This is a genomic window from Mangrovibacterium lignilyticum (assembly GCF_010882175.1).
Classification (GTDB): Bacteria; Bacteroidota; Bacteroidia; order Bacteroidales; family Prolixibacteraceae; genus Mangrovibacterium; species Mangrovibacterium lignilyticum.
In genome coordinates this window covers 1588938-1606404 of sequence record NZ_WKLH01000001.1, presented here as the reverse complement: position 1 = coordinate 1606404, position 17467 = coordinate 1588938, and the positions used below count along the sequence as shown (strand labels likewise).

Annotated in this window: 15 protein-coding genes; 3 read left to right on the top strand and 12 right to left on the bottom strand. The window is 45.0% G+C overall.

What is annotated here, in order from left to right:
* Positions 1-4 precede the first annotated feature (4 nt).
* From GJV22_RS06485 to GJV22_RS06445, 9 genes are all read right to left on the bottom strand, one after another.
* Positions 5-1042 (bottom strand): AMP-binding protein, encoded by a 1038-nt coding sequence (locus GJV22_RS06485; RefSeq protein ID WP_163710388.1) that lies wholly within the window; start codon positions 1040-1042, stop codon positions 5-7.
* 105 nt (positions 1043-1147) lie between these two features.
* Positions 1148-2173, bottom strand: coding sequence for an o-succinylbenzoate synthase (gene menC, locus GJV22_RS06480; protein WP_163710386.1), 1026 nt, complete (start codon positions 2171-2173; stop codon positions 1148-1150).
* Complete coding sequence (locus GJV22_RS06475) at positions 2173-3081, bottom strand: 1,4-dihydroxy-2-naphthoate polyprenyltransferase (protein WP_163710382.1); 909 nt, start codon at positions 3079-3081, stop codon at positions 2173-2175. Before GJV22_RS06475 ends, menC begins: the two co-directional genes overlap by 1 nt.
* 67 nt (positions 3082-3148) lie before the next feature.
* Entirely contained in the window at positions 3149-3973 is an 825-nt protein-coding gene (menB, locus tag GJV22_RS06470) for a 1,4-dihydroxy-2-naphthoyl-CoA synthase (RefSeq protein WP_163710380.1), read from the bottom strand.
* A 12-nt stretch (positions 3974-3985) separates the two neighbouring features.
* Positions 3986-5668, bottom strand: a complete 1683-nt coding sequence (gene menD / locus GJV22_RS06465; protein WP_163710376.1) for a 2-succinyl-5-enolpyruvyl-6-hydroxy-3-cyclohexene-1-carboxylic-acid synthase — start codon at positions 5666-5668, stop codon at positions 3986-3988.
* A complete protein-coding gene (locus GJV22_RS06460; protein WP_163710372.1) occupies positions 5607-6779 on the bottom strand; it encodes a chorismate-binding protein in 1173 nt (390 codons plus the stop codon). The genes menD and GJV22_RS06460 overlap by 62 nt, the downstream gene beginning before the upstream one ends.
* Positions 6772-7152, bottom strand: a complete 381-nt coding sequence (locus GJV22_RS06455; RefSeq protein WP_163710369.1) for a PaaI family thioesterase — start codon at positions 7150-7152, stop codon at positions 6772-6774. Before GJV22_RS06455 ends, GJV22_RS06460 begins: the two co-directional genes overlap by 8 nt.
* 255 nt (positions 7153-7407) lie before the next feature.
* Positions 7408-9525, bottom strand: coding sequence for a glycoside hydrolase family 36 protein (locus GJV22_RS06450; RefSeq protein ID WP_163710366.1), 2118 nt, complete (start codon positions 9523-9525; stop codon positions 7408-7410).
* A 173-nt stretch (positions 9526-9698) separates the two neighbouring features.
* Positions 9699-10988 carry a S28 family serine protease gene (locus GJV22_RS06445; protein ID WP_163710363.1) on the bottom strand — a complete coding sequence of 430 codons (1290 nt, stop codon included), beginning with the start codon at positions 10986-10988 and terminating at the stop codon, positions 9699-9701.
* A 153-nt stretch (positions 10989-11141) separates the two neighbouring features.
* Here GJV22_RS06445 and GJV22_RS06440 point away from each other — a divergent pair, with 153 nt between their 5' ends.
* Both GJV22_RS06440 and GJV22_RS06435 read left to right on the top strand, forming a co-directional pair.
* A complete protein-coding gene (locus tag GJV22_RS06440; protein ID WP_163710360.1) occupies positions 11142-11582 on the top strand; it encodes a DUF4395 domain-containing protein in 441 nt (146 codons plus the stop codon).
* A gap of 155 nt (positions 11583-11737) precedes the next feature.
* Positions 11738-12700, top strand: coding sequence for a hypothetical protein (locus GJV22_RS06435; protein ID WP_163706911.1), 963 nt, complete (start codon positions 11738-11740; stop codon positions 12698-12700).
* Positions 12701-12781: 81 nt separating this feature from the next.
* Here the strand turns inward: GJV22_RS06435 and GJV22_RS06430 are convergent, their stop codons facing one another.
* Complete coding sequence (locus GJV22_RS06430) at positions 12782-14152, bottom strand: UDP-N-acetylmuramate--L-alanine ligase (protein ID WP_163710357.1); 1371 nt, start codon at positions 14150-14152, stop codon at positions 12782-12784.
* A gap of 137 nt (positions 14153-14289) precedes the next feature.
* On the opposite strand from GJV22_RS06430, the gene GJV22_RS06425 reads away from it, so the two are divergent.
* A complete protein-coding gene (locus GJV22_RS06425) occupies positions 14290-15114 on the top strand; it encodes an MBL fold metallo-hydrolase (RefSeq protein WP_163710354.1) in 825 nt (274 codons plus the stop codon).
* 69 nt (positions 15115-15183) lie between these two features.
* On the opposite strand, the gene GJV22_RS06420 is transcribed toward GJV22_RS06425, so the two are convergent.
* Both GJV22_RS06420 and GJV22_RS06415 read right to left on the bottom strand, forming a co-directional pair.
* Positions 15184-16260 carry a dipeptide epimerase gene (locus GJV22_RS06420; RefSeq protein ID WP_163710350.1) on the bottom strand — a complete coding sequence of 359 codons (1077 nt, stop codon included), beginning with the start codon at positions 16258-16260 and terminating at the stop codon, positions 15184-15186.
* On the bottom strand, positions 16247-17353 hold the full coding sequence (locus GJV22_RS06415) for an aminotransferase class I/II-fold pyridoxal phosphate-dependent enzyme (protein ID WP_163710347.1): 1107 nt from the start codon (positions 17351-17353) through the stop codon (positions 16247-16249). The genes GJV22_RS06420 and GJV22_RS06415 overlap by 14 nt, the downstream gene beginning before the upstream one ends.
* Between the last annotated feature and the right edge of the window lie 114 nt (positions 17354-17467).

Sequence of the window (17467 nt, the reverse complement as noted above, 5' to 3'; positions counted from 1 at the left end):
AAAATCACACCGGCATTCGTCTTATTTTTCCATTCTCCGTTCGTGGCAGTCGTTTCACGAAAATGATCTCGCGGGGCTGTTCGTATTTTGTCAGCTTTTCCCGGCAGATATTCTTCAGTTCGCTTACTTGGGATGAATTTTCATTGCCTTCAACCACTAAGACGAGTTGTTGCCCCAGTGAGTCGTGGGGTTTGGATGAAATGTAAAAAGCTTGTGGGATGCTGTCCTCAAGTTTTTGCTCCAGTTCCTCGGGCGAAAATTTCAATCCGCCGGAGATGATGCGGTTGTCGGCCCGTCCAAGGATCCGGAAAGTATGCTCATCTTTCAATTCACCCAGGTCGTTGGTTTGAAGAAATCCATGCTCCAGGCCCGGCATTTTTATCCGCACACAACCAGTTTCGTTCAGACTAATGTTGATGTCTTCGAGGCAATGGTAATACGCGTCCTTTCCTTCACCGTTTAACTTGCGCAGAGCGATGTGCGTTGCGGTTTCGGTCATGGCGTAACTTGAATAACAGGTTGTGCCGATGGTCTGCAATTTGGCCTCCAACGGAGTTGGAATGGCTGAGCCACCCAAAAGGAGAAAATCCAACTGCCAATGGCCAAATTTAAAACACTTTTCAACCTGGTTGGTCACCATCGCCGAAAAACGAAACTGAACGTCATTTAGAATCCGGAGATCACTTGCCGGATCGATCACATACAAATCCAGTTTGCCGATCAATGCCCGAACAACCATTAGTTTTCCTGCAATGAACCGGCTGGGTAAGCAATGCAGAATTTTATCCCCTTCGTTTAAATTGAAAAAGCGGATGGTACGCATGGCGCTGGCTGCAACAAAATCCTTTTTTAGCTCGATGGTTTTCGGTTCGCCCGTACTGCCCGACGTATTTACCCGGATGACGTCATCATTACTGTACCATTCCGACAGAAAGTCGAGCCAGTCGCGCTCCCAGTCGGTGGTGCTTTTGCGGTTTGCAAGCAGACTTTCAACCTTGGTTGGTTGCCCGTTTAAAGTGATATGTGAAGGAAATAGTTCCAAGTTCTGAGTTTCAAATTTTTCGTCATCCCGAATTCATTGCGGGATCTTCCATCAAATGGCCAGGGAGCCTGAATCCTGGTCAGGATGATTAACCTTTAATGCCGCTCAGAGGCCAAACCCCTTCGCCGGGTCAAACCAAAGCTGCTCACCCCGGATTTCGAGCGGCGAATCAATATTGTTGGTAAACAGTTGCCCGGTTCCGAGTCCCTGGTGCATCGTCACATTCTTGGTGAAAGCCCATTGTGCAATGGCATTCAGTCCAATATTTGATTCCAGGTACGAGGTAATCCACCATCCGATAGCCCGATCTTCAGCCAGTTCAATCCATTCGTCGCAACCGGAAATGCCACCGTGCAAGCTTGGCTTTAAAATCAAATATTGCGGACGCACCATATCGAGCAGCAGCTCCTTATCTTCACGTTTATTCAGGCCTATTAGCTCCTCATCCAAGGCAATCGGTAACGGGCTGTCGTCGCATAGTTTTGCCAACTCGGCCCAACGACCCGCCGCAATGGGTTGCTCAATGGAATGCAGGTCGAATTCGGCCAAACGTTTCAGCTTTTCCCTGGCTTCATCAACCTTAAAGGCGCCGTTGGCATCTACTCGCAGTGTAATTTGGTCAGGGCTGAAGCGCTCCCGAATCGACTGCAGCAGATCCAGTTCTTTTTCAAAATCGATCGCACCAATCTTCAGTTTTAGGCATCGAAAACCTGCTTCAAGTTTGCGTTCAATTTCCTGGCGCATGGTCTCAGCATCATTCATCCAAATCAATCCATTGATCGGGATTCCGGCTTGTCCTTCCGTGAAAGCAGAAGGATACAAAACCCGATTTCCGCCGTTTTGCAAATCGAGCAGAGCGGTCTCCAATGCAAATCGAAGTGACGGATAGTCGATCAGCAACTCTTCATTTTCAGAAAAGTGTATCGGATCAGAACAAACATCTTCAATCAGGTAATCGATCTGCTCCGGCTTTTCTTTGCTGAGACCCGGTAGTGGAGCGCATTCACCAATACCGGTTTTGCCATTTTCTTCCAGGTATAAATACCAAACCGTTCGGTTTTTTAAGACTCCCCGAGACGTACCGGCAGCCTGCTTAAATTCTAATTCGTATTTTTTGAAATAGCCGATCATCAGAATGCTAAAATTAGTCCGATGGAGAAAAGGATTGTGAAAGCCAGTGTTCCCAGTGCGAGCCGCTTTAAAAACGGGTCAAGCAACCGGTCATCTTTGGTGTTGTATATTTTGATCAGATCGAACAAAAACAGCGGGAATGTGAGCACAAAAAGCCATTGCCAGGTAGACTCCTGTTGGTGAAGCGTAAAAATCAGGGCCGCAACCCACCCCCACGAAATCAGTGCGATGTGATAAATTCGGCTGTTGCGACTTCCCATTTTTACCGCCAAGGTTATTTTTCCTGATTCCTGGTCATTCTCAATATCACGCATGTTATTCAGGTTAAGCACACCGGCGCTGAAAAACCCCATGCTGATGGCCGGTAAAATAATGGCTGTTTCCACATAATTTGCGTGCAGAAAGAAAACGCCAATAACCGGCAGCAAACCAAAGAACAGGAAAACCGACAAGTCGCCCAACCCAATGTAACCGTAGGATTTATGCCCTGCTGTGTAGAAATAGGCCGCGAGCAAGGCAAGAATTCCCAATCCGATAAATCCGGAGAATGCGATCTTGCAATATTCCCAAGTGCCGACATAGACCAGCGCAATGCCAAACAAAAAGCTCAACCCACCAATGATCCACATCCCTTTTTTCATCTCTGCCGGCGTAATTTCACCACCTTGCATGGTGCGTGTTGGGCCGAGTCGCTGATGATTATCGGTCCCTTTTTGGAAATCGCCATAGTCGTTTGCAAAGTTTGAAAATACCTGGATGAGTGTGGCTGTGATCAAAGCCAGTACAAACACGGCAAGGTTAAAAGACCCGTAAAACCAGGCCAGTGCCGAACCCATCAGGATGCCGGATAAGGCCAGAGGCAAAGTGCGCAGTCGAGCTGCTTTAATCCAACTTTTTGGTGTAGCCATTGCAATTAAAATGAAATGTTACAGAGAGGTTTTTAGTTCTCTGTAACATTAGTTATCTATTCTTAGATTAAGGGAATTTCGGGTATTTTTGGAAGTCGGGTTTGCGTTTCTCCAGGAATGCATGTTTGCCTTCCTGAGCCTCTTCCGTCAGGTAGTACAATAAGGTTGCATTTCCTGCAAATTCCTGAATACCAATCTGCCCATCCAGTTCGGCATTTAATCCCAGTTTCAGCATGCGCAGTGCCAGCGGACTGTGTTCCTGCATTTTTTGTGCCCAGGCAACCACTTCATCTTCCAATTGGTCCAAAGGAACCACTTTATTGACCAAGCCCATTTCAAGCGCTTCGGCAGCAGAGTACTGGCGACACATGAACCAAATTTCACGAGCTTTCTTCTGACCAACAATGCTGGCCAGGTACGATGATCCCAATCCGGCATCGAAGCTACCCACTTTAGGGCCAGTTTGTCCAAAGATGGCATTCTCGCTGGCAATACTAATATCGCAAACAACATGTAACACGTGGCCGCCACCAATGGCAAAACCATTGACCATGGCAATCACCGGTTTCGGCATGCTACGGATTTGTTTCTGTACTTCCAGAATATTCAATCGTGGAATACCATTCTCGTCAATATAACCGCCGGTTCCTTTTACATTTTGATCGCCACCGGAGCAGAATGCTTTGTCGCCGGCACCGGTCAAAACAATCACATTGATGTGTTGATCTTCCCGGCAAATGTGCAATGCCTCAATAATATTATTGACAGTTGTCGGACGGAAAGCGTTCCGTACCTGTTCGCGGTTGATGGTGATTTTTCCAATTCCATCGAAATAGTCGAAGAAGATATCCTCGTATTCTTTAATGGTTTCCCATTTTCTTGTCGTGCTCATCTATCGTGTTTTTTATTGTTTGACAAATTTGAATAGTCCCCTGAATGTTTTCGTATTGATTTCCGCATCTGTGAAAATTTCAAGCAGGGCAGGGGCTTGTTGTTTGGCTGAGTAAAACTCGGTTAAGGCTCCATGCAATTCATTTTCATTTTCAGCTTTAAAATAGTCAAGCCCGAATGTCTGTGCAATTCCTTCAGCTTTAAATTTATTTTCGGTGAAAAAATGTTCCTGATAAGCTGGCGAATCTGAAGGTCCTTTGATTAGTCCAAATATGTTACCTCCCCGGTTGTTGATAACAATCACGCGAAGATTGTTGCCAATATAATTGTTCCATAAAGCGTTCGAGTCGTAAAAGAATGACAGATCACCCAAAATGATTGTATTGAGTTTTTCCGATTCATGTGCGAATCCAACAGCTGTCGACATTGGACCATCGATACCGCTGGTACCCCGATTGCTGAAATAGTGCGCATCTTGAACGGAGTCGCAGATCAACGCGTAACGAACAGGTGTGCTGTTGCCCAAGTGAATCACCGAATTTTCAGGAATGGCTTTCCGGATTTGGTCAAAAACGATTAGATCCGACCAATCTGATAATGCGATACATTTTTCACTTAGTTGCATGACTTGCTCTTCCTTATTTTTCCAAAGCTGCAAATAGGCTTTTTCTTTAGCTGCCAGTTTCGGTAGGAGCAATTCGAAGAAGTCGCCCGCATCGATATTGACTACTTTGGTTAGCGACTGATAGGTGTCGAAATGCTCGTTGGATCGCGTCAGGTGCCAATGCTGAGTGGCCTTGTTCTTCCGCAGAAACTGTTTCAATGCTTTCGACACATATTGTCCGCCGAAAGAAATCAATAAGTCCGGTTGATATTTAGCAGGCACATCTTCCAGCATGGCGGCCATCAGTGTATCAATGTTGCCACAAAATTGCGGGTCATTCAGATTCGATAGGTGTTCTTTTAAAACAACTGCTCCGGTTGTGTTGACTAATTCGGAGAGAACGTTTTCCAATCCCGGATTGGGAATTAGCTGGCCGGCCAAAATCAAGACCTTGGGTGCTTTGTTAAAAGCGGTAGCCAGGTTCTCCACTGACGATTCGCTTAATGCAGTCTCGGTTCCTTCCTGAGCAATCACTTTAGTCGATGGCAACTGCACATCAACTAAATCGTGCAACGGTTCCTCCAATGGGATGTTGATATGTACCGGTGCCGGTGTTCCTGACACGGCAATATTCAGGCACTCGTTGATTTGACGAGCTGCAAACCACAGTTCTTTTTCCGATTCACCCAATGGCAAACTGATTTCTTTTTTTGTGAAGTTCCGGTAGATGCCATCCTGGCGAATGCATTGGCTTTCGGCTTGGTCAATCCAGTAATCCGGTCGGTCTGCCGTCAATACAATTAAGGGAACATTTAGGTAAAATGCTTCGGCAACAGCAGGGGCGTAGTTCAGTGTTGCTGTGCCTGAACTGCAAACCAGAGCGACCGGTTTTTGCTTGGCTTGTGCTAAACCCAACGCGAAATAAGCAGCGCTGCGTTCATCTACAATATTGCGGCAGTTGAAAAGCCCGTAGCCGGAAAACGTATGGGTCATCGGACCATTTCGTGAACCGGGCGAGATGATGATGTCGTCAATTTTGTTGGCCAGCAGTAAAGAGGCCAGTTGTTGGATGTGTTTCTTTGTTGAAATCATTATGCTGAACAGCCTCAATAGCTGATAATAGAGTTGTTGCTTTTTTCTTTGTTTCTTCCCATTCGTCGGCAGGAACTGATCTGCCTGTGATTCCACCACCCGAATACAACATATAATTCTCAGGGGTGATTTCCATGCAACGCAAATTTACAAATAATCTGACGCAATCGTTCATTCGCCACGGACCCAGGTAACCGGTGTAATATCTGCGCTGGTGTTTTTCGATTGTCGAGATGAACCGACTCGCTTTTGACTTAGGCAATCCGCAAACAGCTGGTGTAGGATGTAGCTCGGCCACAAAATTTCCCAGTTGATCGTCAACCTTTTTGGACGAAAACGTGAAGCTTGTTTTCAGGTGAGCCACTTTGCCGCTTTCTAGTGTCTCCGGACCTTGCGTAGCGTAGGGGTGAATGTTGAATTTGTAAAAAACATCGAGCATGTAACGGGAAACAAACGCTTGCTCCTCAATTTCTTTGGTATGCCACCTGTAATCAGCATCTTGTCGTCGCGACTGGGTGCCAGCCAGCGACACTGTTTCGAGCGTTTTCCCTTTTGACTGTAGCAGTGCTTCCGGAGTAGCCCCCATCCAGAGTCCGCTTTCCGGAAGATTTACCAGGTACACAAATGCATTGGGAGTTTGTTCGCGCAGTTGCATGTACAGTTGCCCAATGGATTCACCCTTTCTCTTTTCCTGGATGATGCGGGAGACAATGACCTTGGATAATTTTGTATTTTGAATGACCCGCACCGTTTCAGCGATGTCTTTTAGGTATTGCTCTTCGGTAATAATATGAAAATCTTTTTCCGAACAGGTGTTGGATTCCAATGTTGGCAGCGAATCAAGATCAAAGGATTGTATGTCCGTTTCACCATTTAAATAAAGGCCGGGTTTTAACAGAATCAGGGGCGCGTTTGGTTCAATTCTAAATGGCGCAAACACGAAGCCTTCCTGTCCGTTAAGTTTGTTGAAGTCTTCTAGTTGAAGAATATCGGAAGGTTCTCCGATCAAGATTTCAGGTTCGGATTCACCGGGCATAGACCAGGCAGCAAAAGGCCTGTTCTTCTTCAAAAGTTGATCGAAAAATGTTTTATACAATTCCCCTTTAATCATTCTTTTTTATAATCATGTTGGTCACACGCGCAGTCGAAATTAATTTGCCTTCCTTATTGGTAATGTCAACATTCCAAATGTGGGTTTGTTTTCCCTGATGTACGATTTTTGCTGTTGCCAGCACTGTTCCTTCAGTCATACCACCTACATGATTTGCGGTAACCTGAATGCCTCTGGCGTCATATTCTGTCGCGTCGATGATTAGGATACTTCCCAGGCCTGCAATTGTTTCGGCTAATGCCAAACTGGCGCCACCGTGAAGAATACCTCCGGGGCGCATCGTTTTTTCAGAAACCGGCATGCTTGCTGTCACTTCCCCATCATCGATCGATTCAATTTTAATTCCCAGGTTGCTGATTAAACTATCTTTCATTGAAGCGTTTAATAAATCTACTGGTGTTTTTGTATTTAATAGGCTATAATCCATTTGCTATTGCTAAAAATCAAGCCCTAAAATAGCGTTAAGTTTTGAAATCAGAAAGTTTTCAAACGCGAGTCAGGTTCACGCAGCATGATGATTTAATGAATGGGTGGTTTTCACTATAAATCATTATCACTTACTAGCGCTTTTTGGGTGTTCCGCTAAGCTTTTTGCGGTTCCAGCCCAATGGAATTGGTTCGCTATCCGTTAATCAATCAGGTTATGTTTGCGAAGGTATTTTTCCAGTTTTACACCACTTATTGACAGGTCAGAGGGTGGATCGTCATTATTTTCACTGGCATACAGCAAGATCGACTCATGTGGATTAAGTGTTATTTGCACCTGTTCCATATGTCCCAGTCCAATACTATTCCCGGGAGTCCAGCGGAAGAGCCAACACTTGTCTTCTCCGGTCAGATCGACCAATTTATAGGTCTCTTCCAGTTTTTCTTCAGTGTCGTTTACAATTAAAACGCCCCATGCTCTTTCTGATTTGTAACGGCGAACAGCAATTTTGCCGGTGTCGCGGTAGCTCCAAAGGGGAGTTACTGCGCTTTGCGGACGATCCTGTGGTTGCAGGAACCGCCAAAGGTTCAATTGTTCTTCGGTTAGGGTTGAGAAACGGTCTGATGTGTTAACGGTACCTCCCATGATTCCATCCCAAAGGGCAATGCTGGCTTTTTCTTCAGCGGTGAGGTTATTGTTAACATCGCGCAAGAAAATAGTGTCCGGGTCATTCTGCCAATACACGTTGTTGAAATACTGGCAGTTATATGATTCCTGGAACATGTTGCCAATTCCCCCGGGTGTCCAGTCGGCGTCAACGTTGGCGGAAATACGCATGCCATCAACAAATCCGATCAGTGGACCAAAAGGAGCGTTACTAGCCATCCAATATGCACCGGCACCGATTTCCTCGCGGATAATCTTCATCACATCAACCAAGATCTGAACGGATGTTTTATCGCGGTCGTAGCGGCGGATGTTGGCAGCGTCTTTTAGCCCCCAACTAAGATAGGCCGTTTTGAAAAAGGTGTAGCCCATTTTTCGGAAGGTTCTGAAAACCCGGGCAATGTATTTTTGAACTTCCGGATGACTGCCATCAAGCGCATAAAGCTTGCTGTCCCGGAAATTGTGTTGCTGGATCGGTTCGCCATCAAGATCGCGAATGAGCCAATTGGGATGATTCTTAAATAACTTACTATTTTCGTCCACAACAAATGGAGCCACCCAAATTCCAGCCCTAAAACCTCGCTGGAAAATCTCACGAGCCGGGTCTTCCATCGACTTTGGCCATCTTTCATTTGTTTCCAGCCAGTCACCAAGTGTGCAATAACAATCATCAATTTGGATGGTTTGTAACGGAATCTTCGGTTTAATATCATCTAAGCCCTGAAGGACCTCCTTTAATTGTTCGAAAGAAAAATCATGCTGGTACTCGTACCATGAATTCCAGTGGTAACTGGTTTTAGTATCTTTTCGGGCCACCATATTCTCCGAAATATTCCAGGCAATATGTTGCAACGTGTCAAAAGGAGTGTTTCCTTTTACAATGTAGATATCAGGCAGTTTGATGAATTCATTTTGCAACGGGATATTCTCCATCACAAATCCGGTTTCGAAGAAAATATCCTCTTTGTCCGGATAACGGTCGTAAAGACCTTTGCGATGCGGTCGGTTGTAGATGGTACTTTTCTGAATAAAATCGTAGTGCTCGTAAGCACTAAAAGCTAAGGTTTCATTTTGGGGTGAAAGGAGAGCCGTGGTGACGTATGAATCGAATGACCAGGCCTGTTCACCTGAAGTATTTCCCCAATCTTCCGCTGTCGGAGTTGGGATTTTATAAATTCCGGACGGACCACCTTGTCCCAACCCTTGCTTGAAGTATCGGTCTACTCCCTCAACCCGGGCTTCGCCCAATGGCGACAGGTAAAACGGAGCCCGTGACATATTACTAAGCTCAATTCCGATAGACACCGATCCGTTGAAGATTTTCAGATCGAGCATAACAAAACTATTGCCGACCAATTCGTAGATGATACGCTTACCTTTTGGAGAATCTCCCATGAAGGTATTTTGCACAAAAATACTTTGTCCATCGATTGTTGGACGACAATTTCGCAATCGGATTGAGCCGGAAACCAAATCGAAGGTTCCGTCGCTATGCAGAACCCAATCCGATTGGCCCAGTTTGAATTTTACTGGTCCCGGTGCCTCCGAAGCGACCGGTAAGTCGGCTAATGATCTGATTGGCAAAAGAGTGCTTCCGATACCGGCAGCCAGTAGCTTTATAAAATTTCTTCTTTCAATCGGGTTTGACGACATGGAGCAGATTAGTTTTTGTTTCGAGCCTCGTAAATTTAACAACTTTTAACAACCAGCCGACAAAATTGCTAAAAAGTTGCGTTTCGAACGACAATATCACTTGTTAACTTTCGGCTTTGCGATATGTTGTATAAAAGGTGTTAAACTTACAATTTCCCCTTGTCGGAATTTTCTTATTGATTGATCATTTTCGATTGGATGTATTCAATCACCTTTGACTTTGATTCGGGAGACAGGGTATTTATTCGGGTACGATGACTCCCATTTGGTGCGACAATTTTAAGGTTTGACGGATCTGAATTTATTGTCGCTGCCGTTGCCGACCAAGGATCAATTTCTCCATAAATCAGCACAACGTTTCGCGCTTCGGTTTTCAGAAATTTGTCCACCATTAGCGAGGTTTCCGGATGATAGGTGACCATTGTATTTTCGGGGATCATGTATTTATTTACCCAACCTTTGACCATTTCAGCAGGGATGTCTTGTTTAAACGGCTTGGTATCGTATCCGTAGTATCCAAGCTCACGTGCTGCCTGGTAGAAAAAAGAGACGTAAGGTTTACCACCTTCTATGGTAAAATAGTCTGGTTCGCTAATTTGACTGAAATGAGCAAACAGTTCTTCATCGCTGACAGTTAACGGAGGAATTTCGTCTTGAGAATGGCCCCACTGCCAAAAAGCAAATGGATATTCCAATACAGCAAAATCAAGCAGCTCATCGTAGCTGAGTACTGAGTGATAATTTCTGGTTTCGCAATACTTTTGCAGAAGTTCCTTCATCCCTTCGCGCCGTTTGAGGACTTCAAGTTGAAGGTTGTAGATTGCATCGCGGCACTCTTTAGTTCCGACCTGCTTCAAAAATGGCTCGTGTCGTCCGTCTTCAACACCAAAATTTAGCGGGGCAACATAAGCAACGGTTAAATCAACATCGTTGGGGAAAAACGTTCGGTGGGCAAGTGATGTTTGACCTCCTTTGCTGATTCCTGTGTTCAGCCATTTTTGGTCGAAATAGGGTTTGAATAGTTCAACAACGCGGTGATGGTCGTTGGCGGCATTTTCAACCGTCAGGTATTTCCAGACAATCGAATCCGGGTACGATTCGCCAAAATAGCGGTGTTCAACACAAATCTGGTTGGCATCCAGTATTTCGCTCAACTCGTTAATATACTTTGGAGCCTTGGCGTAGTTGGCGGCATAGCCTTCCGTGATTAGAACAGTTGGTTGGCTCTTTCCTTTTTCGGCAATAAACACCCGCTGTAGAAAATAACCCGCTGTGGTATCCTTGTAATTCAGCGGCTGCTTTATTTTGACAACATAAGTGTGTTCAAAGAATGAGTTTCCCGGAATTTCTTCGATTTGTTGAATAACATCCTGTTGCTTCATAAACAGAAATAGGTCCTGAGCTGTTAGAGTAGTGAATGGCAAAAAACAGATCAGGAACAGAAAAAAGCGAAATAGCTTCATTTTGATCGTATTTAAGTTATTATTGTTTCGAATTGCTGAAATAAGGAATTTTTTTGGAGATATAAATCGATTCTTAACAGCGGCTTCTGCTTTCCTGATAAAAGTCATGAATTTGAGAAAAAGAGATATATTTGTCCGCTTAAATTTTAATGTATGAAGAATATTTTTTGTCCGATTTCTTCGGATCGTATTAACGAGCAGGTGCCGCGGGTGACATCTTTGTTGGTTATCGTGCTGGTTATTACCGGATTTTCATTGCAATCCGTACTGGTTTTTACATTTCTTTTGGCTGATTTTGCAATCCGTGCGTTCACCACGCTGAAATTTAGTGCGTTGAGTTGTGTTGCTTATTGGATTACGATGGTTCTGAAATTACCCGAAAAGAAAATTGATAAAGCACCTAAAATCTTTGCAGCCCGAATGGGGTTTATGATGGTCCTCATTTTTACAACTTTATTTGTTTCGGACTATCAATTGGCAGCTAAAATTGTCGCAGGAATCCTTGTTGTTTTTGCGGGGTTGGAGTTTGCCATCGCATTTTGTGCCGGCTGTACAATTTATACTGTTTTCGTCTTGCCGTTTTTTCGAAATTAGTCACCCCAATAGATCGTTTTTCAACGATCCTCTACCGCTTTTTGCCGGTCGGTGAAGACTGACGAACGATCGGTGTTATCCGGCAATCTATCGATTATTTTTGACTGTTGATGATGTTTCGGTTATCCTTGATGTAAACGATAGAAAACAAGGATATGAAGAAACAATTTATTCAGATTTTTGGACTGGCTCTGCTTTTGAGCGCATGTTCGGGGAAGACTTACCAAGCACTGGAGTGGAAAGAAAAGCCAGTTGCAATAGATGGTCATCAGGATGACTGGCGTGATTTTCTACGCTATTTTGACAAAGACAGCAAGATGTTTTATGAAATCGACAACGACAATCAAAACTTGTATTTTGCTATTTCAACCCGGGATCAATCGAGTCAGCAGAAAATAATGCAAAAGGGCTTGACTTTTGGCATTGATATGTCTGCCGGCAAAGACTATCCGATTCAGGTGAAATTCCCTTATTCCGAGGAACTGTCTGGTAAACATCCGAAGGATAGCTTGGGGCAGGGAAATCAGCCTGATTTCGAAATGACAGAGAGCGAAAGTCATACTTCTTCGAAACCATCAAGGGAGCATGGATTGCAAAAAGGTGGTTTTGGCGGACGAGGCGGCAAATTCGAAGCCAGGCAGAAATTTTTTGTGAAAGGGTTTTTCCCCGAAGTGGCCGATTCTGTTTTAGATGTTCACAACCCATATGGTATTGCTGTTTCAATGCAGCTGAAGGATAGCACGTTATTTGTTGAAGGGCAGATTCCGCTAAAGACTTTCTATAAGGAAGAGATTACAGCTGCCGATACGCTAAAACCGGTCAACTTTCAGTTTTTGCTGAGTGCGTTAGATCAGCCAGGTGCAAAACAAGGTGGCAGCGGTGACAGACCCGATGGTCCTTCATCTGGTGGCAAGACACGTGGAGCAGGTCCCGGTGGTATGATGGGAGGCGGCGGTCCCGGAGGAATGCCTCCCCGCGATGGAGGTATGGGACGATCAGGCAGCGGTTCCGGTGGAATGTCAGGTGGACAAAAGTCATCAGGAAGCGATGCGCAAAAATCGATGGATTATGGCAAAAAGGAAATCAGTCTGATGATGCGCTTCGCGTTAAAAGAATAATTAACGCTTTTTCAGAATTGCTTTTTAATTGGTAAGATGGATTCTGCAACAAGCTTGTTGCAGAATCCATCTTTTTGTGATTTATATCGTCACCGGTTTACAAACTGAGCTGGCAATTTCTTTCATGTCTTTTCCTGAAAAGTTACCTGAAGTCATGATTAACAAGTTTTTATTTTCCCAGTTTTTTGACTGAAGGATTTCGAACAATTCGTCTGAGTCGGTAAAAACCTGCAGCCCTTCGGAGTCAAACGCTTCAGCGACCTGTTCTTTGGTGATGGGTTCAAGTCGCTTGTGTTCAATGGTCTCCGGATTGAAATAAACAAACGCCTCATCAGCTGCAGCCATACATCCTTCGTATTGAGGCAGAAATTCTTTCTTTAAAGAGCTGAAGGTGTGTAACTCCATCACTGCAACCAGCTGGCGATCTGTGAATTGTTTTTTGACCGCTTCGGTAGTCGCTTTAAGCTTCGACGGAGAATGTGCAAAGTCGTAAAAGACGGTGCAATTTGGATTTTCGGCTAGAATTTCCAAGCGGCGCGCTGCCCCTTTAAAGCTGCTCATAGCCAGGTAGAATTTTTCATCGCTAATGCCAAGTTTGTTACAGACCAGCTTTGCTCCGGCAATGTTTTGCAGGTTGTGATCGCCAAACACCTGTAGTCTTATTTTATGATCGGCCGAGGTCAGATAAGTTACACCGTTTTCTACCACCGACGGATGTTCGCGATATTCCTGCGCCGTAACATCTGTCCGAATGCGGGTTGCGATCTCCTGAAGGTTTGTATCTCCTTCATAGTAAAATAAGGAACCGTCTTCTTCGATCTGGTCTACAAAAATGCGGAACTGATCGACATAGTTATCAAAAGTCGGGAATACGTTGATGTGATCCCAGGCAATGCCGCTAAGCAATGCGATATTTGGGTGGTAAAGATGAAACTTCGGTCGGCGGTCAATGGGAGACGAGAGGTATTCATCGCCTTCGAAGACCGCAATTTCGCTTTCGTGGCTCAGTGATACCATGGTGTCAAAACCTTCCAGCTTTGCTCCAACCATGTAGTCAAAGTCAATGCGGTTTGTTTTTAAAACATGCATAATCATGGAGGTGATGGACGTTTTGCCATGGGAACCGCCAATCACCACGCGGGTTTTGTCTTTGGTCTGTTCGTAAAGATATTCAGGGTAGGAGTAGATTTTCAAACCCATTTCCTGAGCCCGCAATAGTTCCGGATTGTCAGGGCGGGCATGCATTCCCAGGATGATGGCATCGAGTTCATCGGTTATTTTTTCCGGGTGCCAGCCAAAATCGTCCGGTAATAACCCGTGTTGCAGTAGCCGGCCTTTTGAAGGTTCAAACACTTCATCATCACTTCCACTAACTTGAAAACCTTTTTTGTGCAAGGCGATGGCCAGGTTGTGCATGGCACTACCGCCGATTGCTATAAAATGAATGCGCATATTGTTTGTTTTGCTGAAAAATCAAAGATAAACATTCGGACGATTTCACCTTGCATTCGAGCCCATTTGAGTTAATTTTGCTGAACCGATCCCGGATCAATGGGTTAATAAGTTATACAGAACAGAAAGATAGAACGATGAAATTATTTGCTATTCACGGCGGGCACTTTGCCTGCGACGGAGGTGCTTTATTTGGAGCCATTCCAAAACCTTTGTGGTCGAAAGTATATCCCTCAGACGATAATAATGTTACCCGGCTAACGATGCGTTGCCTGTTGATTGATCAGGGCGAACGAAAGATTTTGATTGAAGCGGGTGTGGGCGATCATTATCCAGATAAGGTGAAACGGAACAATGGTCACGAGGAAACTGATGCCCTGCCGAAGTCACTGGCCGCGAAGGGTTATTCGGTTGACGATATTACTGATGTTGTGTTTACCCATTTGCATTGGGATCACTGCAACGGAGCAGTTGTGAGCGAGCAAGGTGAATTGAAGTTACTTTTCCCGAACGCCACACATTGGTGTAGTCAAAAACAATGGGAGCACAGTAAAATATCCAATCCGCGCGAGCGGGCAGCCTATCACTATCATATCTTGAATTTTCTGAAAGAGGAGGGAAGAATGCACCTGGTTGAGGATGATGGTGAGCTTTTTCCCGGATTTTCAGTTCGAATGTATGATGGACATACGCCCGGACAAATGATCCCATTTATTGAAGCTGATGGAAAAACCTATGTTTATATGGCTGACTTCATACCAACAGCGGCGCATGTGCCAATTGTTTGGCTGGCTGCCTACGATTTATACCCGGTTAGCTCGATGGCTGAAAAAGAACCTTTCTTAAAGGAGGCAGCGGATAAAAACTACATCTTGTTTTTTGAACACGATTATTATACCGAGTGTGCAACGGTTGAATGGACTGATCGCGGTCCAAAGCTGAAAGACAAATTTCCTTTTTAAAATAAGTAAAGCCGGAGCATCAATGATGTTCCGGCTTTTGGTTGGTTGTTGTAAGTATTCTATGCTAAGTCAAGATATGTTCTTTGTAAGTCCAATTCCTGGAAGTTCATTCATTCGATAGCAGGGATCCGAAAAGTCTGGGCCACCGCTAAATGGTTCTTTGGCCGGATCGATATGCGGGTCGAGGTCGATAAAGCTGAATCCGCCGAGTCCGGCAGCAAAGTGGACAGATGTTCCGAGTCCCAGTTTACTTTCGAGCATGCAGCCGATCATCAATCCCATATTGGCCGTTCGCGCAATGGCCGCAATGTCAAGTGCCTCGACAATTCCAGACTTCATGATTTTGATGTTGATCAGGTCAGCACAATCTGCTTTTGCTACTGCCAGGGCATCGGCAGCGGTAAAAACACTTTCATCAGCGGCAATTGGAACAGAAGTACTGTCCTTTACTCGTTTCATTCCCCGCAGATCATGCTTCACCACAGGTTGCTCAAACAACTCGGGCCGAACACCGTTTTTTTCGAGTAATTCCAGAAAGTGGATGGCATCGGCTGGTGAATACCCTTGGTTCGCATCCAGCATGATTTTGCAGTCGGGTGCCCCTTCTTTAATGGCAATAACACGCGCCACGTCGTCCTGAAGCTTCTTTCCAACTTTTGTTTTCAAGGTTTTGTAGCCTTTGGCGGCTAGTTTTTGAGCATTTGTTTTGGCGGTAGCTGCCGAGACAATATCAATGGTGTAATCTGTTTCAATTAAGCGTTCAGCTCCACCCAAAAACTGGTAAAGCGGAATATTCAAGCATTTGGTGTAAGCGTCGAGCAAGGCCATCTCGATGGTACAACGGGCGGTGACTTGTGCCCAGAAGACGCTTTTTAGGTGTTTCGATATTTGACGATAGTCGGATACGGACTTTCCTTTCAGATAATCCTTACAGCTGAGGAGTGTCGCCAGCGCTGTCCCTTGATTTTCACCGTTAACCGGTTCGAGGGGCGCCGCTTCGCCGTAGCCCATAATGCCATTTTCAAGCGTCAGCGTGATCAGTACGTTTTCAATTTGGTATTTGGCGCCTGTTGCAATCGTAAATGGGGCATCCAGCGGAATATTTAATTTTTCAATGCTAACGGCTATTATTTTAGTTCCTTCCATAATCTTCGGTCCAGGTTTTTAAGGTGCTTATGAGGTATTTCACTTGGTCTTGTGTATGCGCAGCTGAAACAGTCAGCCTGACAATGTATTGGTCAGTTTTAACCGGGTAATCGACTGCCGGTGCAATTATTTGATGATCTTTCAGGTATGTTGACAGTTTTTGAGCATCCGCCTTTTTGTTAAAAAAGATTGGGATGATCGGAGTTTCGGCGGTGGAGGTTTTGAGTTCCAGCTGCTTGATTCCAATTTTTAGATAACGAATGTTGGCTAAGAGCTGTTGTTGCAATTCCGGGTGTTCTTTAATGTAGTCCAATGCTGCGGATCCGCTGGCGACCAATGCCGGAGGGAGTGAGGTTGAAGCCCCGTAAAAAGCGGATTTTCCCCGAATGATCTGAATCATTTCAGTGCTTCCGGCGATGAATCCTCCGTAGGATCCGATTGCTTTGCTCATGGTTTCAGCTTGATAAATCCGAGGAGAATCAGCCAACTCAAAATGCTCGGGTGTTCCTCGTCCGTTTTTTCCCAAGATACCGGTTGCGTGTGCATCGTCAATCAGAATCAGGGCATCATATTTTTCTGCCAGACGGTGAATTTTGTCCAGTGGCGCAATTTCCCCGGTCAATGCAAATAGTCCGTCGCTTGCAATTAATGCACGTTTCCCGGCATACTTCTTCAACAAGCTTTCCAGGTGCACTGTGTCGAGATGTTTGTAGGTGTCAATCGTTTCAATATCGCGTGGAATACCGTCAATGATGCTGGAGTGTGCCATGGCATCGGTCAGTACGACCGGGCATTCGCTTTTTAGGTAATCCATCAACAGTTTGTTTCCCATATAGCCGGAGGCAAACACCACCGCGGCTTGCTTGACTTTGAATCGGGCTAATTTCGTTTCTAGCTCCAGGTGTATATCTGCTGTTCCTGTTGTTTGGCGCGACGCTGAAAAGTTCGTTCCATAGTGGATTAAGGCGTCAATAGCCTTGTTGATAAGCTCCGGATTGCTGGCTAGCCCCAGGTAGTTGTTGCCTGCAAAATAATGATATGATGTATGATCAATTGTGATATTCGGTCCCGTTTTACTTTCAAGTGTGATCATTTTAAGCTTATTAAATAGTTAAAAGGCCTGATTCCAGCGGGCTGTGAGCTCACATTGTTGATCTGGTCTTTTTTGTGAAGTTGTATGACAAATCTACAAAAAGTTTGAGCAGTC